The following is a 21,517-nucleotide window of genomic DNA, read 5'->3' as shown; positions in this document are numbered from 1 at the left end:
GATCCGTGGGGCTGAAGCAGGATTTGCCGGGCTTCACCGGCCTGGCCGGGCAGGCGCCGGTCCAGGGTGCGGACGGTGTTGAAGGACCCGCCAAGGCGTTCCTGCAAGGTCGTCCAGGCCTGCAGGTGCGCGGGGTCTGCTCCCAGCCAGGTATTGAAGCGCGCTTGCAAGGCGGCATCGGGCGTCGCGGCACGCAGCTTGACCATCCAGTCGATGGCCTGCTCGCTGACAGGGTCCAGGCGCCGAGTGCTCATGGTGTCAACTCACTCAGGTAGCACTGACGCAGGGCTTGTTTCATGTAGCGGCTGACCGTGCGCTCCGACAGCCCCAGTTTCTGCGCGATGGCCACGTAGCTCAGGCCGTCCAGCTGGCTGTAGAGGAAGGTGGCCTTGACGACCTGTGGCAAGCCATCGATGGCCCGGTCGATGGCGACCAGCGCTTCGATCAGCAGCAGTTGTTCTTCGGGGGAGGGGGCCAGCGCTTCGGGCAGCAAGGACAGGCGCTCGACATAGGCCAGCTCGAGCTTGCGGCGCCGATGACGATCGAAAATCAGTCGCCGGGCGATGGTCGACAAATACGCACGAGGTTGTTCGATGCTGTCGGGATCAACCCGCGCCGCCAGCAACTGGCAAAAGGTGTCGGCGGCGGTGTCCTCGGCGTCCGCGTGATTGCGCAGGCGCTGCTGGATATGCTGCAGCAGCCAGCGGTGATGGTCGCTGAAAAAGAAGCCCAGCTTGCGGGTCGAAGAGGGTTGCACCGGTCGGCTTTCCAGATGTGAGTGAGAATCGCTCTCAATACTACCTGTGGGATGGTGGCGACTGCAATCACTCGATAGTGGCAATGGTCGGCTTCAGGGATGCAACGAATGCCCCGTGAGGGCCTCATATGAAGACGAGCGGTGCCATTGAAACGAGATGGCCGAGTGCGATTTTGAACCCAGACTACAGGTGATTGTTTTATGACGGCGGCGGAAAAAAACCATGTGTCCTGGCTGGTAGAACAATCGATGCTGCACGCGGCACGACAGCGGGCCAAGCTCTACTCGGGGCAGGGTCGCCTGTGGCAGCAGCCCTACGCCCATACCCGGCCTCGGGATGCGTCGGCGCTGGCATCGGTGTGGTTCACCGCGTATCCGGCGTCCATCATCACTCGCGAAGACGGTACCGTGCTTGAGGCGTTGGGCGATGAAACCCTGTGGCATGCGCTGTCGAGAATCGGCATCCAGGGCATTCACAATGGTCCGCTGAAGATGTCGGGCGGTTTGCGAGGCACGGAGCAGACACCGACCATCGATGGCAATTTCGACCGTATCAGTTTCGAGATCGACCCCCAGCTGGGCACCGAGGCGCAGTTGCAGGCCCTGACCCGCATGGCCGCCGCGCACAACGCCGTGATCATCGACGACGTGATTCCGTCCCACACCGGCAAAGGCGCGGATTTCCGACTGGCCGAGATGGCGTATGAGGACTACCCGGGTCTCTACCACATGGTGGAAATTCGGGAGGAGGACTGGCCGCTGCTGCCGGACATTGCCGAAGGTCGCGATGCGCAGAACCTCAGCCCGCAGCAGGTCGACATCCTGCGGGACAAGCATTACATCGTCGGTCAGTTGCAACGGGTGATTTTCTTCGAGCCCGGAGTCAAGGAAACCGACTGGAGCGCGACGCCGGTGGTGATCGGCGTCGACGGCAAGCCGCGGCGCTGGGTGTACCTGCATTACTTCAAGGAAGGGCAGCCGTCGTTGAACTGGCTGGACCCGACGTTCGCCGCGCAGCAGATGATCATCGGCGACGCACTGCATGCCATCGACGTGATGGGCGCGAAGATCCTGCGTCTGGACGCCAACGGCTTTCTTGGCGTGGAGCGCAAGCTCGATGGCACCGCCTGGTCGGAAAGCCACCCGTTGTCGATCACCGGTAACCAGTTGCTGGCCGGTGCCATTCGCAAGGCCGGCGGCTTCAGTTTTCAGGAGCTGAACCTGACGGTCGACGACATTGCCGCCATGTCCCACGGCGGCGCCGACCTGTCTTATGACTTCATCACTCGCCCGGCCTACCAGCATGCCTTGCTGATGGGCGATACCGAATTCCTGCGCTTGATGCTGCGCCAGATGCACACCCTGGGCATCGATCCGGGCTCGCTGATCCACGCGTTGCAAAACCACGATGAGCTGACCCTCGAACTGGTGCATTTCTGGACGCTGCACGCCCATGACACCTACCTGTATCAGGGGCAAACCTTTCCCGGCAGCATCTTGCGCGAACACATTCGCGAGCAGATGTACGAACGTCTCGCCGGGGAGCATGCACCCTACAACCTGAAATTCGTCACCAACGGCGTGTCGTGCACCACCGCCAGCATCATCACTGCGGCACTGGGGATTCGCGATCTCGACGCGATCACGGACGCGGATATCCAGCAAATTCGTCAGGTGCACCTGCTGTTGGTGATGTACAACGCCATGCAGCCGGGGGTGTTTGCCTTGTCGGGTTGGGACCTGGTCGGTGCATTGCCATTGCCGGCAGAACAGGTCGCGGACCTGATGCTCGATGGCGATACCCGGTGGATTCATCGCGGTGCCTACGATCTGGTGGACCTCAACCCGGACGCGCCATTGTCGGCGGGTCAGATGCCCCGTCCCAAGACCTTGTACGGCAGCTTGCCGACCCAATTGAAGGACCCGGATTCGTTTGCCTCGCAGCTGAAAAAAATCCTCGCCGCGCGCCGCGCTTATGACATTGCCGCCAGTCGCCAGATCCTCGTGCCGGACGTGCAGCACCCCGGTCTGTTGATCATGGTTCACGAACTGCCGGCCGGCAAAGGTACGCAAATCACCGCGCTGAATTTCGGTTCGACGCCGATCACCGAAACCTTGCACCTTCCCAATATCGCGCCGGGGCCGGTGGTCGATATCATCAACGAGCGGGTGGAAGGCGACCTGACAGACGAGGGTGAGTTCACCATTACGCTGGATGCGTATGAAGGCCTGGCACTGCGGGTAGTCAGCAGTTCGCCGATGATTTAGCGGCCTGTGGGATACCCCGACCTGTAGGAGCTGCCGAAGGCTGCGATCTTTTGATCTTGCTGTGTTTGCAGTTTGGGAAGGTCAAGATCAAAAGATCGCAGCCTCGTTTCTCTCGGCAGCTCCTACAGGGTGTCGGATTGCTTGTGATGGCGGTGTGTCAGGTACCCGGTTTGGCTGCTGTTGAGTGTTTTCTCTATCGAAAAAACTCCCCTGGCGTATCACCAAACTGTTGCCGGAACGCTGCGATAAACGCCGAGGTTGAATCATACCCGCAGGCCAGTGACACATCGGTAACCCGCGCGCCCTGTTCCAGGGGCGTCAGGGCGCCGAGCAGGCGCAAGCGTTGGCGCCATGCGCGGAACGTCAGGCCGGTGTCGCGCAGGAACAATCGGCTCAGGGTTTTCTCGCTCACGTCGAATTTCTGGCTCCAGTGAGCCAGCGTCGTCTGTTGTTCCGGGTGCAGTTGCAGGCTGTGATAAATCTGCCGCAATCGGCTGTCCTGGGGCAGTGGCAACATCAAGTCTATCTGGGGTGCCTCGGCCAGCTGATCCAGCAGCACCTGCGTCAGCCGTCCCTGCGCGCCATCCTGCTCATACTCCACCGGGATCTTGCTGAACGCGTGGATCAGCTCCCGCAGCAGATTGCTGACGCCGAGGACATGGCAGCGCTGCGGCGCCCAGGCCGTGACGCTGCAATCGAGGTACAGGCTGCGCATTTCCGTGCGCGGCGAACTGAAGACCCGGTGCGGCATGCCCGCCGGAATCCACACCGCACGCTCGGGCGGAGCAACGAAGCGTCCGGCACTGGTTTGCACTTCAAGCACGCCCTGGATCGCGTACGACAATTGCACCCACGGGTGGCTGTGGCGTCGGGTCAGCGCACGGTTCGGCAGCGATTCGGTACGTCCGTAGACAGGTCTCGGCAGGCTTGGAAGCCCGGGAATACTGCGTCTTACGCTTTTGTCATGTCCTTTTGGCGGCATCAGCTGGCTCATCGGCGTTAGTCGGTCATCACCAGTCACGTTAGAGTCGTTCCCACGTCCTTGGCAACCCCCGGATATCTCTCTGATGACTCGCCCTCGTTTCCTCCCCGATAACTTCACCCTGACCTTGATCGGCGTGGTGATCATCGCCAGCGTGCTGCCTGCCAGCGGGCAAGTCGCGGTCGGCTTTGGCTGGTTGACCAACAGTGCCATCGCGCTGCTGTTCTTTTTGCACGGGGCGAAGCTGTCCCGCGAGTCGATCATCGCCGGCGCTGGCCACTGGCGCCTGCACCTGCTGGTGTTCGGCCTGACGTTTGTGCTGTTCCCATTGCTCGGCTTGGCGCTCAAACCTTTGATGGCGCCCATGATCGGCGATGAACTTTACATGGGCATGCTTTACCTCTGCGCGCTGCCCGCCACGGTGCAGTCGGCCATTGCCTTCACCTCGCTGGCGCGGGGCAATATTCCGGCGGCGATTTGCAGTGCGGCGGCGTCCAGCCTGTTCGGGATTTTCCTGACGCCCTTGCTGGTCACGCTGATGCTGGACGTTCATGGCGATGGCGGCTCGACGCTCGACGCGATTCTGAAGATCAGCGTGCAATTGCTGTTTCCGTTTATTCTCGGGCAGATCGCGCGTCGCTGGATCGGCGCCTGGGTGGCGCGCAATAAAAACTGGCTGAGGTTCGTTGATCAGGGATCGATCCTGCTGGTGGTCTACGGGGCTTTCAGCGAGGCGGTGACTGAGGGCATCTGGCATCAGATTCCCCTGTGGGAACTGGCGGGGCTGGTGGTTGTTTGCTGCATCTTGCTGGCGTTGGTCATCGTGGCGGCGACGGTGCTTGGCAAGGCTTTTGGCTTCAATCAGGAAGATCGCATCACCATCCTTTTCTGCGGTTCGAAGAAGAGCCTGGCTACCGGCGTGCCAATGGCGCAGGTGTTGTTCGCCGGTAGCACCATTGGTGTGCTGATATTGCCGGTGATGCTGTTCCATCAGATTCAGTTGATGGTTTGCGCGGTGCTGGCGCAGCGTTACGCCAAACGCCCGGAAACGGTGGCCGAGCTGATGGGGCAGGTGGATCCGTGATCACCGACGCTCGAACTATTCCTTGAATACACTCAATAACCCTGTGGCGAGGGAGTTTACTCCCGCTGGACTGCGCAGCAGGCCCCTGCTTTTATCAGGTAAAAGAGTGGGGTCGCTGCGCAACCCAGCGGGAGCAAGCTCCCTCGCCACGGGTCATGCGTGAATCGGGGATTACTCGCGTTTTGGCAGTTTCCAGTTGGGCCGGATGAAATGGCAGGTATAGCCATTCGGATACTGTTCGAGGTAGTCCTGGTGCTCGGGTTCGGCTTCCCAGAACGGTCCGGCAGGCGCGATTTCAGTGACGACCTTGTCGGGCCAGAGGCCGGACGCATCGGCGTCGGCCACGGTGTTTTCCGCGACTCGTTTCTGTTCCTCACTAAGGTAGAAGAGGGCAGAGCGGTAACTGGTTCCCACATCGTTGCCCTGGCGATTCTTCGTTGTCGGATCGTGGATCTGGAAGAAGAATTCGAGGATTTGCCGATAACTGATCTGATCCGGATCGAATACGATTTCCAGCGCTTCGGCGTGGGTGCCATGGTTGCGGTAGGTGGCGTTGGGCACGTCTCCACCCGAATAGCCCACCCGCGTGGACACCACGCCGGGGTAGCGTCTGAGCAGATCCTGCATCCCCCAGAAGCAGCCTCCGGCGAGAATGGCAGTTTCAGTTTGCATCGTCATTTTGCGGTTCATCCCGTTAGTGAAATTGGGCTTTTTCAGAGGGCGCGTATTGGCTACTGATTACCGGCCGGACTGTTGAACGGGTCGGTGTAGCTTCCCTTTATGGTGGATCGACTATACGAGCCTGATTCACCCCACGTATACCGAAAAAAGACGACGGGACAAGCGTGGGTTTTTCTTGCTTCCGGCAGTTCTAATGTCAGGCCGAATCAATCTAAAACGCGAACGCGTTTTTGCGGGGGCTTTGCTATTCTCAAACCTGTAGGTGAAGACGCAGACTGATGCGCAAGCGGATAGCGAGGAAACGCGGGGCAGCGTTCCGAAGGGTACACGGTTAGAAAGATCTCCGCGCTGAGATCCAGCCCTGATGCCGTGTGAAGCACGAGCGCACAAAACGCTTGTGTGGGAGTCCTGATAAACCTTGTAAGCCAGATACCAGCACTGGCCACCTACTCGAATTCCAAGCCCGCCTCGCGCGGGCTTTTTCGTTCTTCGAGATCCATCTTCGCCGCACGCAATAGATCGTTGATCGTCCAAATACGGACATGGATTTTGGCCACTTCGATCTCCTTTTGGCCAACCTCGCACTGTGATCAACCCCAACTGTCAGCAAGAATCGAACAAGAGCGCGTGTTGCCGAGCGCCCAGCGATATAACAACCAAAATCTTGCCCTTGGCTTTTTTCAAAACCGCTGCCGTGTACAGAACATAAAAACCGTCGTACTAACGTCACACTTGGGGAAAATCCATGGTCACGATGAAACGCATACTGGGCGCCACTGTGTGTGGGCTGACGCTGCTCGCCAGCGCCGTGCAGGCTGAACAGCGCGAGCTGAGGGTGTACAACTGGGCGGACTACATCCTGCCGTCCGTGCCCAAGGATTTCGCAAAGGACACCGGCATCAAAGTGACCTGGGACACCTTCGACACCAACGAGTCCCTGGAAGCCAAGCTGCTGACGGGCAACTCGGGGTACGACCTGGTGGTGCCCTCGAACCAATTCATCGAAACCCAGATCAAGGCGGGGGTTTTCCAGAAACTCGACAAGTCCAAACTGCCGAACTGGAGCCATCAAGACCCTGAATTGCTCAAACTGCTGAACAAGAATGACCCCGGCAATCTGTACGGCGTGCCTTACATGTACGGCACCGTACTGATCGGCTTCAACCCGGCCAAGGTCAAGGCGGCCCTGGGTGACAATGCCCCGGTGGACAGTTGGGACCTGGTGTTCAAGCCCGAGAACATGGAAAAGCTCAAAGCCTGCGGCGTGGCGATGCTCGACTCACCGTCGGAAATCCTGCCCCTGGCTTTGCATTATCTGGGGCTGGATCCGAACAGCCAGAACCCGGACGACTATGAGAAAGCCAAGGCGCTGATGATGAAGATCCGGCCCTACGTCACCTACTTCAACTCCGCCAAGTACATGACCGACATCGCCAATGGTGATATCTGCGTTGCCATCGGCTACTCGGGCAGCTTCTACCAGTTTGGCAATCGCGCCAAAGAAGCCGGCAACGGTGTGGTGGTGGATTGGCGTTTGCCAAAAGAAGGCGCGCCGATCTGGTTTGACACCTTCGCGATTCCAAAAAGCGCGAAGAACGTCGAAGAGGCCCACGAGTTTCTCAACACGCTGCTGGACCCGAAAGTCATCGCCCCCATCAGTGATTTCCTCGGCTACCCCAACGCCAACAAAGACTCGCTAGCGTTGATCAACAAGGACATCACCGGCAATCCGAACCTCACGCCGACCAGCGAAGCCCTCAAGACGCTGTATGTCGTGCAGCCCCTTCCGCAGAAGCTTGAACGCGTGCGTACGCGCGTCTGGACCAGCATCAAGTCCGACAAGTAATGCCATCACCCGCACCGTTGCGCGTCGATGCGCAATGGTGTCGGGCAGGGCGCAATCAGAAGGGATCGTGCGGCCCGGCCCGCTGCCCAACACACGCAAGATGCCGGAGCGCATGGCGAACTCGACGATGTGGGTTGTAAACTGCCTCGGCAGAAGGCGTCGCCGCATTCATTTTTTCAGCGGCCCGCCAACCCATTGACCCCTTACCAAGAGATTCCCATGGCCAACCACGACATCACCTACGTCCCCGATCCTGACGAGGATTCCATCTCGTCCGACGTCACCGGTTTCGGCGGGCTGCTGGTCTCCACGCAGATCCCCACCCGTGCCGACGGCAGTCTGGAACTGGGCGATATCACAGTGCAAAGCGAATGCACCCTGCAGGCACTCAAGGTTGCGCTGGAGCGCGCCGGCAGTTCCATGGACCGCGTCCTGCACCTGACCATCTACCTCACCGACATGGCTGATCGCGCCGCCTTCAACGAGGTATACAAACGCTTCTTCGCCAAGCCCTGGCCGGTTCGTGCCGCCGTTGGCGTGGCTGCTCTGGCCGTGGAAGGCATGCGCGTGGAAGTGACCGCGATGGCAGCCAAGGGCTGAGTCTGCGTGTTCGTCCGTGGCGTCACTCAGCGTGCGGCGCCACCGACCGCGTTCATCCGCAATGCCTGCCCCAGACTGTGCATTCGATGCCATGGATAGCACTACTAAGGACCCGTAATGCCTCTGATATCGCAACGTGTAGAGATGGCACGCAACGGAACAAACGATAAGGTCATTTGCCGAATGGCGTCCGGTTGGGCGGTCATGGGCGACGTGCAGTTTCTACCTGGATACTGCCTGCTGCTGCCCGATCCTGTCGTATCAAGCCTGAACGATCTGGATGCACTAGCCCGCGCGACCTACCTGCTCGATATGGCGCGCATCGGAGACGCGGTTTTACAGGCCACCGATGCACTTCGTATGAACTACGAGATACTGGGCAATTCAGAGCCTGAGCTGCATTGCCACATTTTTCCGCGCTACGACTCCGAGCCGGACGACAAACGCAAGATGCCCGTGTGGTTCTATGACTGGAAAACCGCGATCGCCTACTCAGAGGAAATGCACGGAGATCTGCGTAAAAGAATTGCCGAGTTGCTGGCAAAGCACGAAGTAAATCCCTGATTTGCACATACCCTGTGGCGAGGGAGTTTACTCCCGCTGGACTGCGCAGCAGGCCCCTGGTTTTCTGGCACAAGAACGGGGCCGCTACGCAGCCCAGCGGGAGTAAACTCCCTCGCCACAGGGATTTTCGGGGGGGCGGCTACCTAGAATTCACCTACCCCGCACTTGCTTGCTTGATATCCCCGCAAAAGATATCGACGTTGCCACTCTCCGGCGCGGTTCGCACGAGTATGGAGTGCTCATTGGAAAGCAGGACCGACAGCTCAACAGGTGCCGTTCTGGACATGGTCCAGCCGCGTACGGCCTGGCGTTGGGTGTTGACCTGATCATTCAATGCGTAGGCGACCGGACCAGGTTGCTGGCAGCTGCCTTTATTGATGAAGGTGTAGAGGCGCAAGGGGAGCGTCACCCCGCTTGGCGCTCCGCTGATGAAAAAGCTGAGTCCGGTTTGCTTGTCCTGGCTCGTCAACGTGACAGACCCAATCTGCCCGGTGTTCTGCCGAGTAGCAACCAACGGAACATTCACGCCATGGTTTGATGAAGTCGAGCAGCCCGCCATGCTGGCGGTGATCATCAGGAGGGCCAGTGAACCTGCAAGTTTCATTGCGAACCTCCAACGTTGAAGAACTGCAATGGGAAACTATTCGGTATAGCGCATTAATCGCATCCCAAGTGGTGCCCGTGCGAAATTGGCTGGGTGCCTGACCCACCGGATGACCAGCTGGCACTTTTTGGTTGAGTGTCCTGGCCAATAGTGGTAGAGGCAAGCGACTGTTTTAAAACGAAAAAAATCTGATTTTGGGCTTCCATGACGAAGCGAAAGTTGATAAATTTCCGCGCATTCCTGCACAGGGCATTACAGCGCTGACAGCGAACGCAGCAACACTTCCTGTTGCTCACAAACCAGCGACACAGAAACACCGTGCATCGCGCACATCGCAACAGATACAGGGGCGTCGCCAAGCGGTAAGGCAGCAGGTTTTGATCCTGCCATGCGTTGGTTCGAATCCAGCCGCCCCTGCCATTTTCCTTTATTTTCATTCATGTGCCCCTCAGTCGAAAAGCACGCGCTCACCTTGGCTATAGAACAACCCTCTATGTTGAGTACTTATATTCAGGCGCTCTTTGTGCTTAATCAAAATCTTTTATTGTTTATTTGCTTATTAAGAATTATCTGTTAGTTGTGTTTTTTTTCGCTGGCAACCTTATGCGAAGCCATCCAAAAAACGCAGCCGATGGTTCCAGATATTGCGGGTAACGCCCACGCTAATTCGGTGTGACGCTCCAACATAATTCCGGAAACACCAGATATAATAGCAATGCCTACACCATGAGCTACGGCAAAGTATACTGAAATGGCGGTTGCTGAATAATTTTCGGAAAAGTAGCGCCGGATCGAAAATATAAATGCGGCATGTGGGATGGAGAAGGTTATACCTTGCATTACGAACGAGGCCGCAGTTTGTGTCATGCCAGGCGACGCCCACATTAAAAAAGCTCTAAAAATAATACAAATGGCTACTATTTTAATGACGTTTTCGTAGTGTCGAGTAACAGAAGTGGTTGAATAGCGAAACACCAGCGCCTCTGCGACAAAGCCAATAGTCCAGGCAATAAAAATCTGCGAGTTGGATAATCCCATTAACATTAGCCAAGGAGTTCCAATCGAATAATAAGCTCCTTGCGATCCAATAATTAATGCCGTCGCTGCGAACATTAGCAGTATAGTTCGCCTGGGAGTCTGGGATGTGAGTGATGAGGTGCGGGGATGTTTTGCTTCAGTTGTTTTTTTAGATGTGGCAATCATTACAGCACTAAAGCAAAAGGTGGACGAGCATAGGATGGAGATAAATATCAAGTCTGGAGAAAAGTTCGCAGCACTTAGTCCCGCCAGCGTGGCCGTCCCAACAGCGACTGATAACGACCCGCCAAATTTAACTCTACCATAACCACTGCGAGTCATTTTTTGTGAGGTATTGGTCGCGGTACTTTCTAACGTGCTTTGAAAAAAATTGCGTGATGCCATAAGAACACAGGTAGATATCGTCAGTAGTACCACGGACTGACTAACAGATAAGGCGGCTACACTGATTGCTGCTACTACTGAAAACGATACCTTGAATAAATACGTTGCATTTGTGTGGTCCGATATATAGGTAAGTGTAGGGTTGACAAGGATTTTGATTGTAAAAGTACAGCCAACTATAATGCCGGCCATGCCATACGATAATCCAGAATTTACGAGGAATTGAGAAAGGTAACTTTTCAAAAGTCCAGATGGAAAGTAAAAGATTATGTAAGAAATAGCTAATAAACTTAACGGCTTTCTCATAGTCGGCTGTTGAATTCGCGGCTACACCACTTTTCAATTTTTGCTTTTGTACCATCAGTCAAGTGCTCTGTCCAAATGTTACGAGATGGTCCTTTTAAGCGGTATATTACTTGAAAACATAGGTGGCGCCTGAATCGCATATGCTTGTCAGGGTTAGTAGGGATGGCTTCATATGAGAGCCAAAGTTCATCGATCAATGCATCTGTGTCCTCATTGACAACAAAACTGGCGATCACTAATTCAGAGATTAAATAAGCTGCGTCATGCGAGCCACAACCCAATTGACCTTGTTCAAAATCAATTACAGCGATACGTCCATCCTCGCAGATTATAATGTTGCGAGTGTTCAAGTCGCCGTGTAAAAGCGTATCTCTCAAACTTATATGTTCGTCGAGGAACAAGCTGGCATTCTCAAGGTTTTTTCTGGGCAGAAATTCAAACATGTTTTTATACTGAAGAGTCGCTTTATATTTTTTGAAGTCTTTACTGTTAAAATTCATAGATGTAGTGTTTGTGTTTTTTAGCTTGTGTAATGAGCCTAGCCAAGACAATACGTGTGATGCCTGTTCGACCGCGAAGCTAAATGTCTCGTCGTTTACAACATAATCGTAAAGGTTTTTCCCTTTGGCACCTTCCATTGCAATTGCATTGTTATCAGAGTCTGAAGCTAATAATTTAGGTACGTAAACGTGATCTGTCACTACTTTTTGAGCGTGCTTATGTAATTGAACGGCAACATTGTATCGTTGCGAAGCAGAAGTTGGCAGTGGCGGAAATCCTTGGGTTTTAGCTTCATTTGTAAATGACTTTATATAAAAATGTTCGTCTAATCGAGTTACGCGATGTACGTTGTTAAATAGACCGCCATCAACAACGTTAGCAATATCTTTAATGGTCAAGTTTAGGTCAGCGTAGAGTTTTTTGTGGATAGGAATCATTTTTTTTACCTTGATTTTGAGTTACCCGGCGATGATGCGCTTTCTACCTGGTATTATATGCTTCGCGTGTTGCTCCAGGTTTTTTACATTGACAGTTTTCATTAGCCAGCGATGCTTTAGCTCTGAGGGGTTGCTAATTAGTCTTATCTCTTTGTTGTGAATGCATTCATTATTGGCAGAGCCTATAAAAACTCCAGGAAGGACATGAATCGGAAATTTTATTCGATGTAAGGTTTTATTAAGGATATTAATTGCTTTACGTGCCTGCTCAGAGATGCCGACTGTACGGCGTTCAAAGTAGCGAATGTCATACTCGGTCGCACCACCCAAAATGGGATGGTTTGGCGCGTCACCCATTTCCAGATTCCCTGAGATAGTGGTCAGATCGTCGAAAGGGGTATTGTATTCGGTTTTCCTGAGTTGGGTTTTTACTTCTTCAGGTAATTCGGCAAGAAGCCTTTTATTGGAAGCGAAACAGGTGTAAACCTCATTTTCCGTTATTCCACGCAAGCCAATAATATTTACCCAATCTGGTCTGACATAGTGGTTCGCCAAGTCTTTGTGGAAAAAATATTTTTTAACGCTTTTTGTGACTGGCTTTCAGAAAGACTTTCCATAGGGTGGATATCCTGAAAAACATCTCCGTCATTGACATTGATGTACCCGATAGGTTCTTGAGACATTAGTTTTGCGTACAGCAATAAAAATCCTTCGGCGACAAAGGTGCGTTTATTTTTCCGCTTGTCGATCACTGGAGAGCTGAAATCAAGATTGGGCAGTTGTGGGTCTATTGGGCAGTTGTGGAGAAGTACATAGGGATTGGAAAACATATCTACTGATTTTCTGGCTTCGCAGAGTCTCAACAACTCGTCCGGTATGCCAGTACTCTTAATAATATCGTCAACCTGCGTTTCAAAACAATCGTAATCACTATAGGGGTTTATTTCTAATCTCAAAAGAATCTCTAGTAGGTGAGTGCGACTTTTTTCTTTGAATGTCAGATCCACGCATATCATATGTGTTCTCCTGAACGGTACTGCCCCAGTTAATTTATTGGTGGGCTCTTCATCTGCGCTTTGTTTTACGAGTCGAGAGCCCTCTTGGTATTCTGTTTGTTGTCAAAACTTGCGGTGAGCTTTTGGGTTGTTAACCATTTTCCGTTTCAGCGAGTTGCGAGTCCCCCTTGCACAAAGTTTTTCGTGGATGGCTTGCGATTCGTTAGCACACCTTCAGTTGGCACTTCCGTGTTGATTGCGCACCTATTCACCAATCAAGATCAGCACGACACGTTGGATAAATGGGTGTTGGAAGTTCCAAATTTAAATTGCGGCGTAGTGAAGTGTTTCGTTGTCTGCTGTTGGTTATTCAAAACTATTGCTGATTGAGACAGTGCGTCAAGAGCTGAATGATTTTTCAGAAATTACTTACGTCTGTTGAATGACAACGATCAAGTGCAAGTAGGACAATTCCTTAACTTGTGTAGGAAACGTCCTTTAATCCCCGGTGTTGTTTCATTTAATTCCAGCGGCGCGCTAGACGACGTTCTCGTCATCGCCGGTTTTCTAATAGCAGCTTGGCCTTGAATGTATCGCGCAACACCACAGGCGTTTACGATGGGTCAACTGCACAGCACGGGGCGAGGCACACCCAATGGATTGTCATATTCGACTCGCAACAGCCCATGATGCAGAAGCAGTCAGCCTCATCACGATCAGATCACTGCGTGAATCCAACGCGCAGGATTACTCGCCCGACGTCATCGCGCGCGTGGAGCAGGGCTTTTCCCCGCAAGGGATTCTTGGGTTGATGGCGCAGCGTCAGGTCTATGTGGCGACGGTCGATCAACAGGTCGTCGCAACCGCCAGCCTGGATAAGGACGTTGTACGAAGCGTATTTGTCGACCCGCTCTATCAAGGGGGCGGCATCGGTCGCCAGCTCATGGCGGTCATTCATGTGGCGGCCATCGACGCGGGCCTGGATGTTTTGCGGGTGCCGTCTTCGATCACTGCCGAGGGCTTTTATGCTTCGTTGGGGTATCGAAAAATCCGCGATGAGTTTCACGGTGACGAGCGCACGATCATCATGCACAAGTGTTTGATGAAGTAGCGGGGCGGCTCGGTGCCCCGCTGGTGTCGCTACCGAACGCTTGTCACACCCGCGCCAGCGCCTGAGCCAGATCCGCTCGCAAGTCTTCCACATCTTCGACACCCACTGACAAGCGCACCAGCGCATCGCCGATGCCCAGTTGTGCGCGGGTGTCGGCGGGGATGGTGGCGTGGGTCATGATCGCCGGGTGTTCGATCAGGCTTTCGACGCCGCCCAGGCTCTCGGCCAGGGCGAAGATTTGTACGCTTTCGAGGAAGCGCCTGGCGCCTGCAAGATCACTGTTCAGATCAAGGGAGATCATGCCGCCGAAACCGCGCATTTGCCGCAGTGCCAGTTCGTGCTGGGGGTGTGACGGCAGGCCCGGATAGTAGACGCGTGCGACTTGCGGTTGGCGTTCCAGCCATCGCGCCAGTTCCAGTGCGTTGCTGCAGTGGCGTTCCATGCGCAGTGCCAGGGTTTTTACGCCGCGCAGGGTAAGGAACGCGTCGAACGGGCCGGCGATGGCGCCGACGGCGTTTTGCAGGAAGCCCAGGCGCTCGGCCAGTTCAGGGTTTTGTCCGACCACGGCGATGCCGCCGATCACGTCAGAGTGGCCATTGAGGTATTTGGTGGTCGAGTGCAGCACGATGTCGAAGCCCAGTTCCAGCGGGCGCTGAATCCAGGGGCTGGCGAAGGTGTTGTCCGCCACGCAGATGATGCCTCGGGCACGGCAGAGGCGAGCGATGGCAGCGAGGTCGGTGAGGCGCAGCAGAGGATTGCTGGGTGTCTCGACCATGACCATGCGCGTGTCGTCCTGCAGCGCAGCTTCGAAGGCCGACAGGTCGGTCAGGTCGACGAAACTGAATCGGTGCCCGGCGCTGCGCTGGCGGACCTTGTCGAACAGGCGGAAAGTGCCACCGTAGAGGTCATTACCGGAGACGATGTGTGCATTGGCATCGAGCAGTTCGAGTACGGTGGAGATCGTGGCCAGCCCCGAGGCGAAGGCAAATGCCTGGGTGCCGCCTTCGAGGTCGGCGACGCAGCGTTCCAGGGCAAAACGCGTCGGGTTGTGTGAGCGGCCGTAGTCGAGACCTTTGTGCACGCCGGGGCTCTGTTGCAGGTAGGTGGAGTTGGCGTAGATCGGCGGCATCAACGCCCCGGTGGACGGGTCCGGCGTCTGCCCGGCGTGGATCACGCGGGTGGCAAACGCATGTGGCGGGGCGGTTTCATCGTGCTGACTCATGCAAGGGATCTCCGTAAATGATTGAGCAGGTCGACGCGAGTGATCAGGCCGTGGAACCCCGCAGCGTCGGCGATGATTGCCACCAGTCCGCGGTCGAGCTCCGCCTGGAGTTCTGCCAGGCCGGCGCCGGGCGGCAGGGTTTGAACCTTGTCGGTCATAGCGCTGGCGACGGTCATGCGAAAGTGCGACGCGTCTTCCTGCATGCCGAGCAGGATGTCGGATTCATCGATCACGCCGACCAGTTGTTGCCCGTTCACCAGTACCGGCAACTGCGAGACATCGGCCAGGCGCATGCGCTGGAACGCCGTGAGCAGGGTGTCGTCCGGACCGACGCTGATCACCCGGCCATCTTCGAAACGCCGGGCGATCAGGTCGCGCAAATCGCCGTAGCGTTTGTACTGCAGCAGGCCTTGATCGTTCATCCATTGGTCGTTGTACACCTTGGACAGGTAGCGGGTGCCGGTGTCGCAGACGAAACTGACCACGCGCTTAGGTTGGGTTTGTTCGCGGCAATACCGCAACGCCGCCGCCAACAGGGTGCCCGTGGAAGAACCGCCGAGAATGCCTTCGGCGCGCAGCAGTTGGCGGGCGTGGTCGAAGCTTTCTTCGTCGCTGATCGAGTAAGCCTTGCGCACACTGGAGAGGTCGGCAATTGACGGGATAAAGTCTTCGCCGATGCCTTCGACGGCCCAGGACCCCGGCGTGCCGAGGGTGCCGCTGCGGCTGTACTCGGCCATCACCGAACCCACCGGGTCGGCCAGCACCATTTCGAGATCCGGTTGCACACGGCTGAAAAAACGCGTCAATCCGGTCAGCGTGCCGGCGGAACCGACGCCGACCACGATGGCGTCCAGATCATGCTGGGTCTGCGCCCAGATTTCAGGCGCGGTGCTGCATTCGTGAGCGAGGGGATTGGCCGGGTTGTTGAACTGGTCGGCGAAGAACGCGTCGGGAATGTCCTGAGCCAGGCGCGCGGCAACGTCCTGGTAGTACTCGGGATGACCTTTGCCGACGTCGGAGCGGGTGATGTGCACTTCGGCGCCCATCGCCTTCAAGTGCAGGACTTTCTCGGTGGACATTTTGTCGGGCACCACCAGGACCACTCGGTAGCCCTTGGCGCGGCCGACCAGGGCCAGGCCAAGGCCGGTGTTGCCGGCGGTGGCTTCGACGATAGTGCCGCCGGGTTTGAGGCGACCATCGCGTTCGGCGGCGTCGATCATCGCCAGGCCGATGCGATCCTTGATCGAACCGCCGGGGTTCTGTGATTCGAGTTTGAGAAACAGGGTGCACGGGCCGGTATCGAAGCGGCTGACACGCACCAGTGGCGTGTTGCCGATCAGTTCGAGCACGGCAGGGCGGGAGTCGTTGGGCATGTCGTCACCTCGCTACTGAATTCGCAATGGATGGACAGCAATTCGCTGCAAGTCATCGCACCAAAAACGGGCGACGTCTGGCATGGACCATAGGTCGGGATGGTGTCATTCGCAACTGTGGAGGGCTGGCCGGTTGTGTTGGGGGGGGCAGGGTTGAAGAAAGATCAAAAGATCGCAGCCTCGTTTCACTCGACAGCTCCTACACAGCTCCTGCAGACGTGGATCTCTGTAGCAGCTGGCGAAGCCTGCGTTCGACTGCGTAGCGGTCGCTGGCTAGGACAATGTGATGTCGGCTTGAAAAACAGGGCCGCTTCGCGCCCCAACGCAGGCTTCGCCAGCTGCTACAAAAACGCGTCCCGCCGATCGCTGTAGCCGCTGCCGAATGCAACGAGGCTGCGATTTTTCAACAAATTACCCCAAACTCAAGCCTTGCTCGCCGCCAGGTAAGCCCCCAGCCGCTGCCCCATCTGTTCCCCCAACGCCTGCAAGCCACTCAACGGTCGGACCATCACTTCGAAGTCGACAATTTTTCCCTGTTCGTTAAACCGGATCATGTCGATGCCCTTCAACTCTTTTCCGTTCACCTTGGCGCTGAACTCCAGCACCACATTCAAACCGTCCGCGGTGGCCAGTTCGCGGTGATATTTGAAGTCCTCGAAGACGTCGAACACCGTGGTGAGAATCATCGCCACCACGGCGGCACCGGGGTAGGGCGTGTGCGCCATCGGCGAGCGGAAGACCACGTCGGGTGCCAGCAATTCGGGCAAGGCGTGCAAATCAGCGTTGGCAATCATCTGGTGCCACTGGCTCAAGGACGCCAAGGCGTTGGGGTGCAGGTTTAGCTCGGACATGTTCGACTCCTGTTTTTGTTGTTCTGCGAAGCCTGACGTTATACCAACCCTGATCTTCAAAGGGCAGGGGGTTGATGCCCGAACATTTGCAATCCACAGGCTTCATACCTAATATACGTTTCATATGCATTTCATATAGGGCAAGTCAGTGGGTATCGTAAAAATTTCAGACCACATGCACGAGAATCTTCGGGTCGCCAGCGATGCGTTGAGTCGCTCGATCAATGCCCAGGCCGAGCACTGGATGCGCATCGGCATGCTGGCGGAGCTCCATCCAAATCTTGATCACAGTGACATCTGTCGCTTGCTGATTCGTGCCGAACTGGCAGGGGGGCTTGATTTGAAGGCGTTGGGTACGCTGGAGGAATTTCCTCGGGCAGATCAGGTTCGTGCAGCCATGGGAGCCAAGCAATGAAGGCGCACGTCCCGATCAACACGCCGGCACAAATAGCACTGTCCCGTGTGGCGGGCATGCTGGCCGCCGAGGTGCTGGCGATGATTGCTCCTTACGTGAAGGCGGGAGTGACGACCGACGAGCTTGATCAGCGTTGCCACGACTACATCGTCAATGTACAGAAAGCCATTCCCGGCAACGTCGGCTATCACGGATTCCCCAAAACGGTCTGTGCGTCCGTGAATCATGTGGTCTGCCATGGCATCCCGTCGAAGACGCCACTGAAGGATGGTGACATCGTCAACATCGACATTGCCGTGGTGAAGGATGGCTGGTTCGGCGACACCAGCCGCATGTACTGCGTGGGTGATCCCGCTCCGGACGCACTACGGCTGATCAACACCACTTATGAGGCGATGTGGGCCGGCATTCGCACGGTTCGCCCCGGCGCTACGCTGGGTGACATTGGTCACGCGATTCAGACGGTTGCGGAAAAAGACGGTTTCAGCGTCGTGCGCGAATACTGCGGTCACGGAATCGGCAAGGTTTATCACGATGAGCCGCAGATTCTTCACTATGGCTATCCCGGCCAGGGGATGACGCTCAAGACCGGCATGATCTTTACCATCGAACCCATGTTGAACGCCGGCAAACGCCATGTGAAAACCCTGGCGGATGGCTGGACCGTGGTCACCAAGGATCAGTCCCTCTCAGCGCAGTGGGAACACATGGTGGCGGTCACAGACGAGGGTTATCAGGTGTTGACGCCTTGGCCGGACAGTCCTTATACAGACTGACACAACACCTGTAGCAGCTGGCGAAGCCTGCGTTCGATTGCGTAGCAGTCGTAAATTCAGCAACTTGGTTTTTCACCTGACATTGCATAATCGTTTTACGACTGCTTCGCAATCGAACGCAGCCTTCGGCAGCTGCTACCTATTTATGTGGCAGCTAAAAACGTACCGGCGGTCAGACGGAGTGAATCTTCCGGGGTGGATTCACTCGATGAACGGTGGAGGTTTGCTTCGCAATGGCGGTGATATCCGCCCGGGGCGCACTCAATGACATCGGTAGACGACTTCAGAACCAAATCTCACGAACTTCTAATCGAACTCGACGCCGCTACCATGGGCATGATGCTGCTGGTTTCCTCCAGATGTGTATCTGGCCCCGCATGGGAAGAGGCAACTCAACGGCATCACGATGCTTATGAGGTCTGGAACACCTTTCTCAACGTGCCAGAGTCAGGGGCGAGCCCGGACGCTCTCTGACCTTTGCCTGGAGCGACCGGGTTTTTCAACTGCTTGAAGATGACCGAAGCGGACCGGGTTACCCAGTCCGCACGGCGAGGTCAGCTTTGGCAGAACCGGATCCGGTTACCGAAAGGATCGTAGACCTCAAGGATCTTTCCCCAGCCCTGTTCAACGATATCCGGCCGTCCGTACCCGTAGCGTTTGCCCTGTAACTCATCCCGCAGCAGTTCGATATTTTGCATCGGGACGAATATCGTCGAGCCAGGGCTCGCATCGCCATGATGCTCCGAGAGATGAAGGTGCAGGCCGTTGCGGCTGATGCCCAGGTACAGCGGTAGATCGGCTTCGAAACGGTGTTCGAATTCGACGCTGAACCCCAGGAAATCCAGGTAGAACTCACGCGCCTTGGCCTCGTCAAACATCCGCAAAATCGGGATGGCTTTGTCGAACGTTATTCCGGGCGTGGCGTTTTCCTGTGGCAGCAGCGCTGCTGCGGTGTTCCAGTCCTTGTAGCCCAACTGCTGCGCCACTGTTTCAAGCGCGGTGGCGTGGGACACCTCTTGATTGCGACCTTCCAGCGAAGTGCGCAACCGCTTGGCCATCTGCTTGGCTTGCTCGATTGAAATCATTGTTCCTCCTGTGGTCCAGGCATGTGGGTGCTCGCGTTGCCAAACCTCGACCTTCAAGAGAATCAACAGGATTTGGAGAGAAGAGATGCTTTCACCTGTCCTTTCGGAAGCGAGCGGCGGGCAGCATCGGCCCGGGCGGATGATACATCACTCCCACAACTACATCTTCACCAGTCACTGAACGGGTGTGCATGCCTGGTCACCTGTGGGAGCAAGCTTTGTTCCTACAATTGGATTTTCGTATCCACTGCTAGAATTGTTGTCTCAGTTCTATCCTGGAGAACCAAGATGATCAGTAAAAATACGATTTGTCTCTGGTACGACGGCACGGCCCTGGATGCAGCGACGTTTTATGCCAAGACGTTCCCGGACAGTGCCGTAGGGGCCGTCAATCGGGCGCCGGGTGATTATCCGGCGGGCAAGCAGGGCGATGTCTTGACGGTCGAGTTCACGGTGATGGGCATTCCTTGCCTCGGTCTGAACGGCGGGTCGGGGGTCACACACAACGAGGCGTTTTCATTTCAGGTGGCGACCGACGATCAGGCTGAAACGGACCGTTTGTGGGACGCGATCATCGGCAATGGCGGTAGGGAGAACGTCTGTGGCTGGTGCCAGGACAAGTGGGGTTTGTCATGGCAGATCACGCCACGCATCTTGTCGACGGCCATCGCGAGCCCTGATCGAGCGGCGGCCAAGCGTGCCTTCGAAGCGATGATGCAGATGAAAAAGATCGACGTCGCGGCGATTGAGGCGGCTCTGAAGGGGTGACCGGCGCTTGATCCGCACGATGTCGCGTACATGCCACAGGTTTTCAGAGGAGGTGCAGCATGGAGCGATTCAACGGTGGTTGCCTGTGTGGCAACGTCCGCCTCGAGGCGATTGGTCGGCCTTATCGGGTGGGCCTGTGTCATTGCCTCGACTGCCGCAAACACCACGGGGCACTGTTTCACGCGAGCGCCATATTTCCTCAGGAGGCGGTGACCATCGAGGGCGAAACACGGGACTACGCCGGTCGGTTTTTCTGCCCTCGTTGTGGCTCCTCGGTCTTTGCGCGCACCGACGATGAAATCGAAGTGAACCTGGGGTCCCTCGATGCACCGGACCAACTCACGCCGACCTACGAGAGCTGGATCGTGCGGCGTGAATCCTGGTTACCGTCGTTTCCGTTGACGAGACGGTATGAGCGCGATCGTGAAGATCCGGGTCGACTGGAGGAGTAGGTCTGCTCGCGATAGCGGCCTGACAGCCGACCATTCTCTCCCGAATGTCACCCGATCAAGTGTGGGAGCTGGCTTGCCGGCGATGGCGGCCTGATAGCCGACCGATTCTTTCCTGATGTAACCGGATCAAACTGTAGGAGCGAGCTTGCTCGCGATGGCGGTCTGATCGGCGGTGAGATTCTTGCCGGTGTACATATCCATTCCTGCGGTCATGGCTTCTATTGGTTTCGCCCTTACGGCGAGTCACTTGGAAAAGCCCCAAGTAACCAAGGGCTCTTGCCCCTTTCGTCCGGTGCCTCGCCTGGGCTCGGCATACCCTCGCTCCGGTCCTGCTCCGTGGGCCCGCCGCGATCGGCCATCCATGGCCGTGCGCGGCTAACCCGGCATCCATGCCGGGTTGCCCACTGCGCAGAACCT

23 protein-coding genes and 1 tRNA gene are annotated in these 21,517 nt (G+C 56.2%); 11 read left to right on the top strand and 13 right to left on the bottom strand.

What is annotated here, in order from left to right; all coding sequences use genetic code 11:
* Window positions 1-254 (bottom strand): FecR/PupR family sigma factor regulator (locus GBC55_RS27190; RefSeq protein WP_247267021.1); only part of this gene is annotated, 254 nt, incomplete at its 3' end.
* Window positions 251-757: a sigma-70 family RNA polymerase sigma factor gene (locus GBC55_RS27185; protein ID WP_162440653.1), complete on the bottom strand. Its 507-nt coding sequence runs from the start codon at window positions 755-757 to the stop codon at window positions 251-253. The genes GBC55_RS27185 and GBC55_RS27190, both read right to left, overlap by 4 nt.
* Window positions 758-958: 201 nt before the next feature.
* Here GBC55_RS27185 and treS point away from each other — a divergent pair, with 201 nt between their 5' ends.
* Window positions 959-3,025, top strand: a complete 2,067-nt coding sequence (treS, locus tag GBC55_RS27180) for a maltose alpha-D-glucosyltransferase (protein WP_162440654.1) — start codon at window positions 959-961, stop codon at window positions 3,023-3,025.
* A gap of 193 nt (window positions 3,026-3,218) precedes the next feature.
* Here treS and GBC55_RS27175 read toward each other — a convergent pair whose 3' ends face one another.
* Window positions 3,219-4,007, bottom strand: coding sequence for a helix-turn-helix transcriptional regulator (locus GBC55_RS27175; RefSeq protein WP_162440655.1), 789 nt, complete (start codon window positions 4,005-4,007; stop codon window positions 3,219-3,221).
* A gap of 85 nt (window positions 4,008-4,092) precedes the next feature.
* Here GBC55_RS27175 and GBC55_RS27170 point away from each other — a divergent pair, with 85 nt between their 5' ends.
* Complete coding sequence (locus tag GBC55_RS27170; protein WP_162440656.1) at window positions 4,093-5,091, top strand: bile acid:sodium symporter family protein; 999 nt, start codon at window positions 4,093-4,095, stop codon at window positions 5,089-5,091.
* 171 nt (window positions 5,092-5,262) lie between these two features.
* Here the strand turns inward: GBC55_RS27170 and msrA are convergent, their stop codons facing one another.
* Window positions 5,263-5,769: a peptide-methionine (S)-S-oxide reductase MsrA gene (gene msrA / locus GBC55_RS27165; protein WP_162440657.1), complete on the bottom strand. Its 507-nt coding sequence runs from the start codon at window positions 5,767-5,769 to the stop codon at window positions 5,263-5,265.
* 748 nt (window positions 5,770-6,517) lie between these two features.
* Between msrA and GBC55_RS27160 the strand changes: the two genes are divergently transcribed.
* From GBC55_RS27160 to GBC55_RS27150, 3 genes are all read left to right on the top strand, one after another.
* On the top strand, window positions 6,518-7,618 hold the full coding sequence (locus GBC55_RS27160; RefSeq protein WP_162440658.1) for a polyamine ABC transporter substrate-binding protein: 1,101 nt from the start codon (window positions 6,518-6,520) through the stop codon (window positions 7,616-7,618).
* Window positions 7,619-7,837: 219 nt separating this feature from the next.
* Window positions 7,838-8,218, top strand: coding sequence for a RidA family protein (locus GBC55_RS27155; RefSeq protein ID WP_162440659.1), 381 nt, complete (start codon window positions 7,838-7,840; stop codon window positions 8,216-8,218).
* Window positions 8,219-8,335: 117 nt separating this feature from the next.
* On the top strand, window positions 8,336-8,782 hold the full coding sequence (locus GBC55_RS27150; RefSeq protein WP_162440660.1) for an HIT domain-containing protein: 447 nt from the start codon (window positions 8,336-8,338) through the stop codon (window positions 8,780-8,782).
* 154 nt (window positions 8,783-8,936) lie between these two features.
* On the opposite strand, the gene GBC55_RS27145 is transcribed toward GBC55_RS27150, so the two are convergent.
* Window positions 8,937-9,386 (bottom strand): hypothetical protein, encoded by a 450-nt coding sequence (locus GBC55_RS27145; protein ID WP_162440661.1) that lies wholly within the window; start codon window positions 9,384-9,386, stop codon window positions 8,937-8,939.
* Between the two features lie 345 nt (window positions 9,387-9,731).
* Here GBC55_RS27145 and GBC55_RS27140 point away from each other — a divergent pair.
* Window positions 9,732-9,806: transfer RNA gene (locus tag GBC55_RS27140), tRNA-Gln, on the top strand.
* A 153-nt stretch (window positions 9,807-9,959) separates the two neighbouring features.
* Here GBC55_RS27140 and GBC55_RS27135 read toward each other — a convergent pair.
* Genes GBC55_RS27135 through GBC55_RS27120 form a run of 4 tightly spaced genes read right to left on the bottom strand, consistent with a single transcriptional unit; the run spans window position 9,960 to window position 13,068 of the window.
* A complete protein-coding gene (locus GBC55_RS27135) occupies window positions 9,960-11,114 on the bottom strand; it encodes an MFS transporter (protein WP_162440662.1) in 1,155 nt (384 codons plus the stop codon).
* A complete protein-coding gene (locus GBC55_RS27130) occupies window positions 11,111-12,052 on the bottom strand; it encodes a phosphotransferase (protein WP_162440663.1) in 942 nt (313 codons plus the stop codon). The genes GBC55_RS27135 and GBC55_RS27130 overlap by 4 nt, the downstream gene beginning before the upstream one ends.
* Before the next feature lie 21 nt (window positions 12,053-12,073).
* On the bottom strand, window positions 12,074-12,607 hold the full coding sequence (locus GBC55_RS27125; RefSeq protein WP_162440664.1) for a hypothetical protein: 534 nt from the start codon (window positions 12,605-12,607) through the stop codon (window positions 12,074-12,076).
* Window positions 12,574-13,068 (bottom strand): hypothetical protein, encoded by a 495-nt coding sequence (locus GBC55_RS27120; protein ID WP_162440665.1) that lies wholly within the window; start codon window positions 13,066-13,068, stop codon window positions 12,574-12,576. Before GBC55_RS27120 ends, GBC55_RS27125 begins: the two co-directional genes overlap by 34 nt.
* A 634-nt stretch (window positions 13,069-13,702) precedes the next feature.
* On the opposite strand from GBC55_RS27120, the gene GBC55_RS27115 reads away from it, so the two are divergent.
* On the top strand, window positions 13,703-14,158 hold the full coding sequence (locus tag GBC55_RS27115; RefSeq protein WP_162440666.1) for a GNAT family N-acetyltransferase: 456 nt from the start codon (window positions 13,703-13,705) through the stop codon (window positions 14,156-14,158).
* A 43-nt stretch (window positions 14,159-14,201) separates the two neighbouring features.
* Here GBC55_RS27115 and GBC55_RS27110 read toward each other — a convergent pair whose 3' ends face one another.
* The 3 genes from GBC55_RS27110 to GBC55_RS27100 all read right to left on the bottom strand — a co-directional run bounded on the left by GBC55_RS27110 (window position 14,202) and on the right by GBC55_RS27100 (window position 17,604).
* Entirely contained in the window at window positions 14,202-15,380 is a 1,179-nt protein-coding gene (locus GBC55_RS27110; protein WP_162440667.1) for a PLP-dependent aspartate aminotransferase family protein, read from the bottom strand.
* Window positions 15,377-16,753, bottom strand: a complete 1,377-nt coding sequence (locus tag GBC55_RS27105; protein ID WP_162440668.1) for a cystathionine beta-synthase — start codon at window positions 16,751-16,753, stop codon at window positions 15,377-15,379. Before GBC55_RS27105 ends, GBC55_RS27110 begins: the two co-directional genes overlap by 4 nt.
* Before the next feature lie 422 nt (window positions 16,754-17,175).
* Window positions 17,176-17,604: a nuclear transport factor 2 family protein gene (locus GBC55_RS27100; protein WP_162440669.1), complete on the bottom strand. Its 429-nt coding sequence runs from the start codon at window positions 17,602-17,604 to the stop codon at window positions 17,176-17,178.
* A 148-nt stretch (window positions 17,605-17,752) separates the two neighbouring features.
* On the opposite strand from GBC55_RS27100, the gene GBC55_RS27095 reads away from it, so the two are divergent.
* Window positions 17,753-18,019, top strand: coding sequence for a ParD-like family protein (locus GBC55_RS27095; protein WP_162440670.1), 267 nt, complete (start codon window positions 17,753-17,755; stop codon window positions 18,017-18,019).
* Entirely contained in the window at window positions 18,016-18,795 is a 780-nt protein-coding gene (map, locus tag GBC55_RS27090) for a type I methionyl aminopeptidase (RefSeq protein WP_162440671.1), read from the top strand. Before GBC55_RS27095 ends, map begins: the two co-directional genes overlap by 4 nt.
* 554 nt (window positions 18,796-19,349) lie before the next feature.
* Here the strand turns inward: map and GBC55_RS27080 are convergent.
* Window positions 19,350-19,880, bottom strand: coding sequence for a glyoxalase superfamily protein (locus GBC55_RS27080; RefSeq protein WP_162440672.1), 531 nt, complete (start codon window positions 19,878-19,880; stop codon window positions 19,350-19,352).
* 288 nt (window positions 19,881-20,168) lie between these two features.
* Between GBC55_RS27080 and GBC55_RS27075 the strand changes: the two genes are divergently transcribed.
* On the top strand, window positions 20,169-20,648 hold the full coding sequence (locus GBC55_RS27075; RefSeq protein ID WP_162440673.1) for a VOC family protein: 480 nt from the start codon (window positions 20,169-20,171) through the stop codon (window positions 20,646-20,648).
* Between the two features lie 59 nt (window positions 20,649-20,707).
* Window positions 20,708-21,100 carry a GFA family protein gene (locus tag GBC55_RS27070; protein WP_162440674.1) on the top strand — a complete coding sequence of 131 codons (393 nt, stop codon included), beginning with the start codon at window positions 20,708-20,710 and terminating at the stop codon, window positions 21,098-21,100.
* The last annotated feature ends 417 nt before the right edge of the window (window positions 21,101-21,517 follow it).

Origin of the sequence: Pseudomonas sp. TNT3 (assembly GCF_010095445.2) — a bacterium.
Taxonomy (GTDB): Bacteria; Pseudomonadota; Gammaproteobacteria; order Pseudomonadales; family Pseudomonadaceae; genus Aquipseudomonas.
This window is presented reverse-complemented; position numbering and strand designations above follow the sequence as displayed.

Bases quoted from the DNA above. Each gene is read 5' to 3' on its own strand.
- GBC55_RS27160 (WP_162440658.1), top strand. From the start codon at position 6,518: ATGGTCACGATGAAACGCATACTGGGCGCCACTGTGTGTGGGCTGACG.
- GBC55_RS27120 (WP_162440665.1), bottom strand. From the start codon at position 13,068: ATGATATGCGTGGATCTGACATTCAAAGAAAAAAGTCGCACTCACCTA.
- GBC55_RS27150 (WP_162440660.1), top strand. From the start codon at position 8,336: ATGCCTCTGATATCGCAACGTGTAGAGATGGCACGCAACGGAACAAAC.
- GBC55_RS27110 (WP_162440667.1), bottom strand. From the start codon at position 15,380: ATGAGTCAGCACGATGAAACCGCCCCGCCACATGCGTTTGCCACCCGC.
- GBC55_RS27100 (WP_162440669.1), bottom strand. From the start codon at position 17,604: ATGTCCGAGCTAAACCTGCACCCCAACGCCTTGGCGTCCTTGAGCCAG.
- GBC55_RS27130 (WP_162440663.1), bottom strand. From the start codon at position 12,052: ATGATTCCTATCCACAAAAAACTCTACGCTGACCTAAACTTGACCATT.
- GBC55_RS27115 (WP_162440666.1), top strand. From the start codon at position 13,703: ATGGATTGTCATATTCGACTCGCAACAGCCCATGATGCAGAAGCAGTC.
- GBC55_RS27145 (WP_162440661.1), bottom strand. From the start codon at position 9,386: ATGAAACTTGCAGGTTCACTGGCCCTCCTGATGATCACCGCCAGCATG.
- GBC55_RS27175 (WP_162440655.1), bottom strand. From the start codon at position 4,007: ATGCCGCCAAAAGGACATGACAAAAGCGTAAGACGCAGTATTCCCGGG.
- treS (WP_162440654.1), top strand. From the start codon at position 959: ATGACGGCGGCGGAAAAAAACCATGTGTCCTGGCTGGTAGAACAATCG.
- GBC55_RS27155 (WP_162440659.1), top strand. From the start codon at position 7,838: ATGGCCAACCACGACATCACCTACGTCCCCGATCCTGACGAGGATTCC.
- msrA (WP_162440657.1), bottom strand. From the start codon at position 5,769: ATGACGATGCAAACTGAAACTGCCATTCTCGCCGGAGGCTGCTTCTGG.
- GBC55_RS27070 (WP_162440674.1), top strand. From the start codon at position 20,708: ATGGAGCGATTCAACGGTGGTTGCCTGTGTGGCAACGTCCGCCTCGAG.
- GBC55_RS27170 (WP_162440656.1), top strand. From the start codon at position 4,093: ATGACTCGCCCTCGTTTCCTCCCCGATAACTTCACCCTGACCTTGATC.
- GBC55_RS27080 (WP_162440672.1), bottom strand. From the start codon at position 19,880: ATGATTTCAATCGAGCAAGCCAAGCAGATGGCCAAGCGGTTGCGCACT.
- GBC55_RS27105 (WP_162440668.1), bottom strand. From the start codon at position 16,753: ATGCCCAACGACTCCCGCCCTGCCGTGCTCGAACTGATCGGCAACACG.
- GBC55_RS27075 (WP_162440673.1), top strand. From the start codon at position 20,169: ATGATCAGTAAAAATACGATTTGTCTCTGGTACGACGGCACGGCCCTG.
- GBC55_RS27135 (WP_162440662.1), bottom strand. From the start codon at position 11,114: ATGAGAAAGCCGTTAAGTTTATTAGCTATTTCTTACATAATCTTTTAC.
- map (WP_162440671.1), top strand. From the start codon at position 18,016: ATGAAGGCGCACGTCCCGATCAACACGCCGGCACAAATAGCACTGTCC.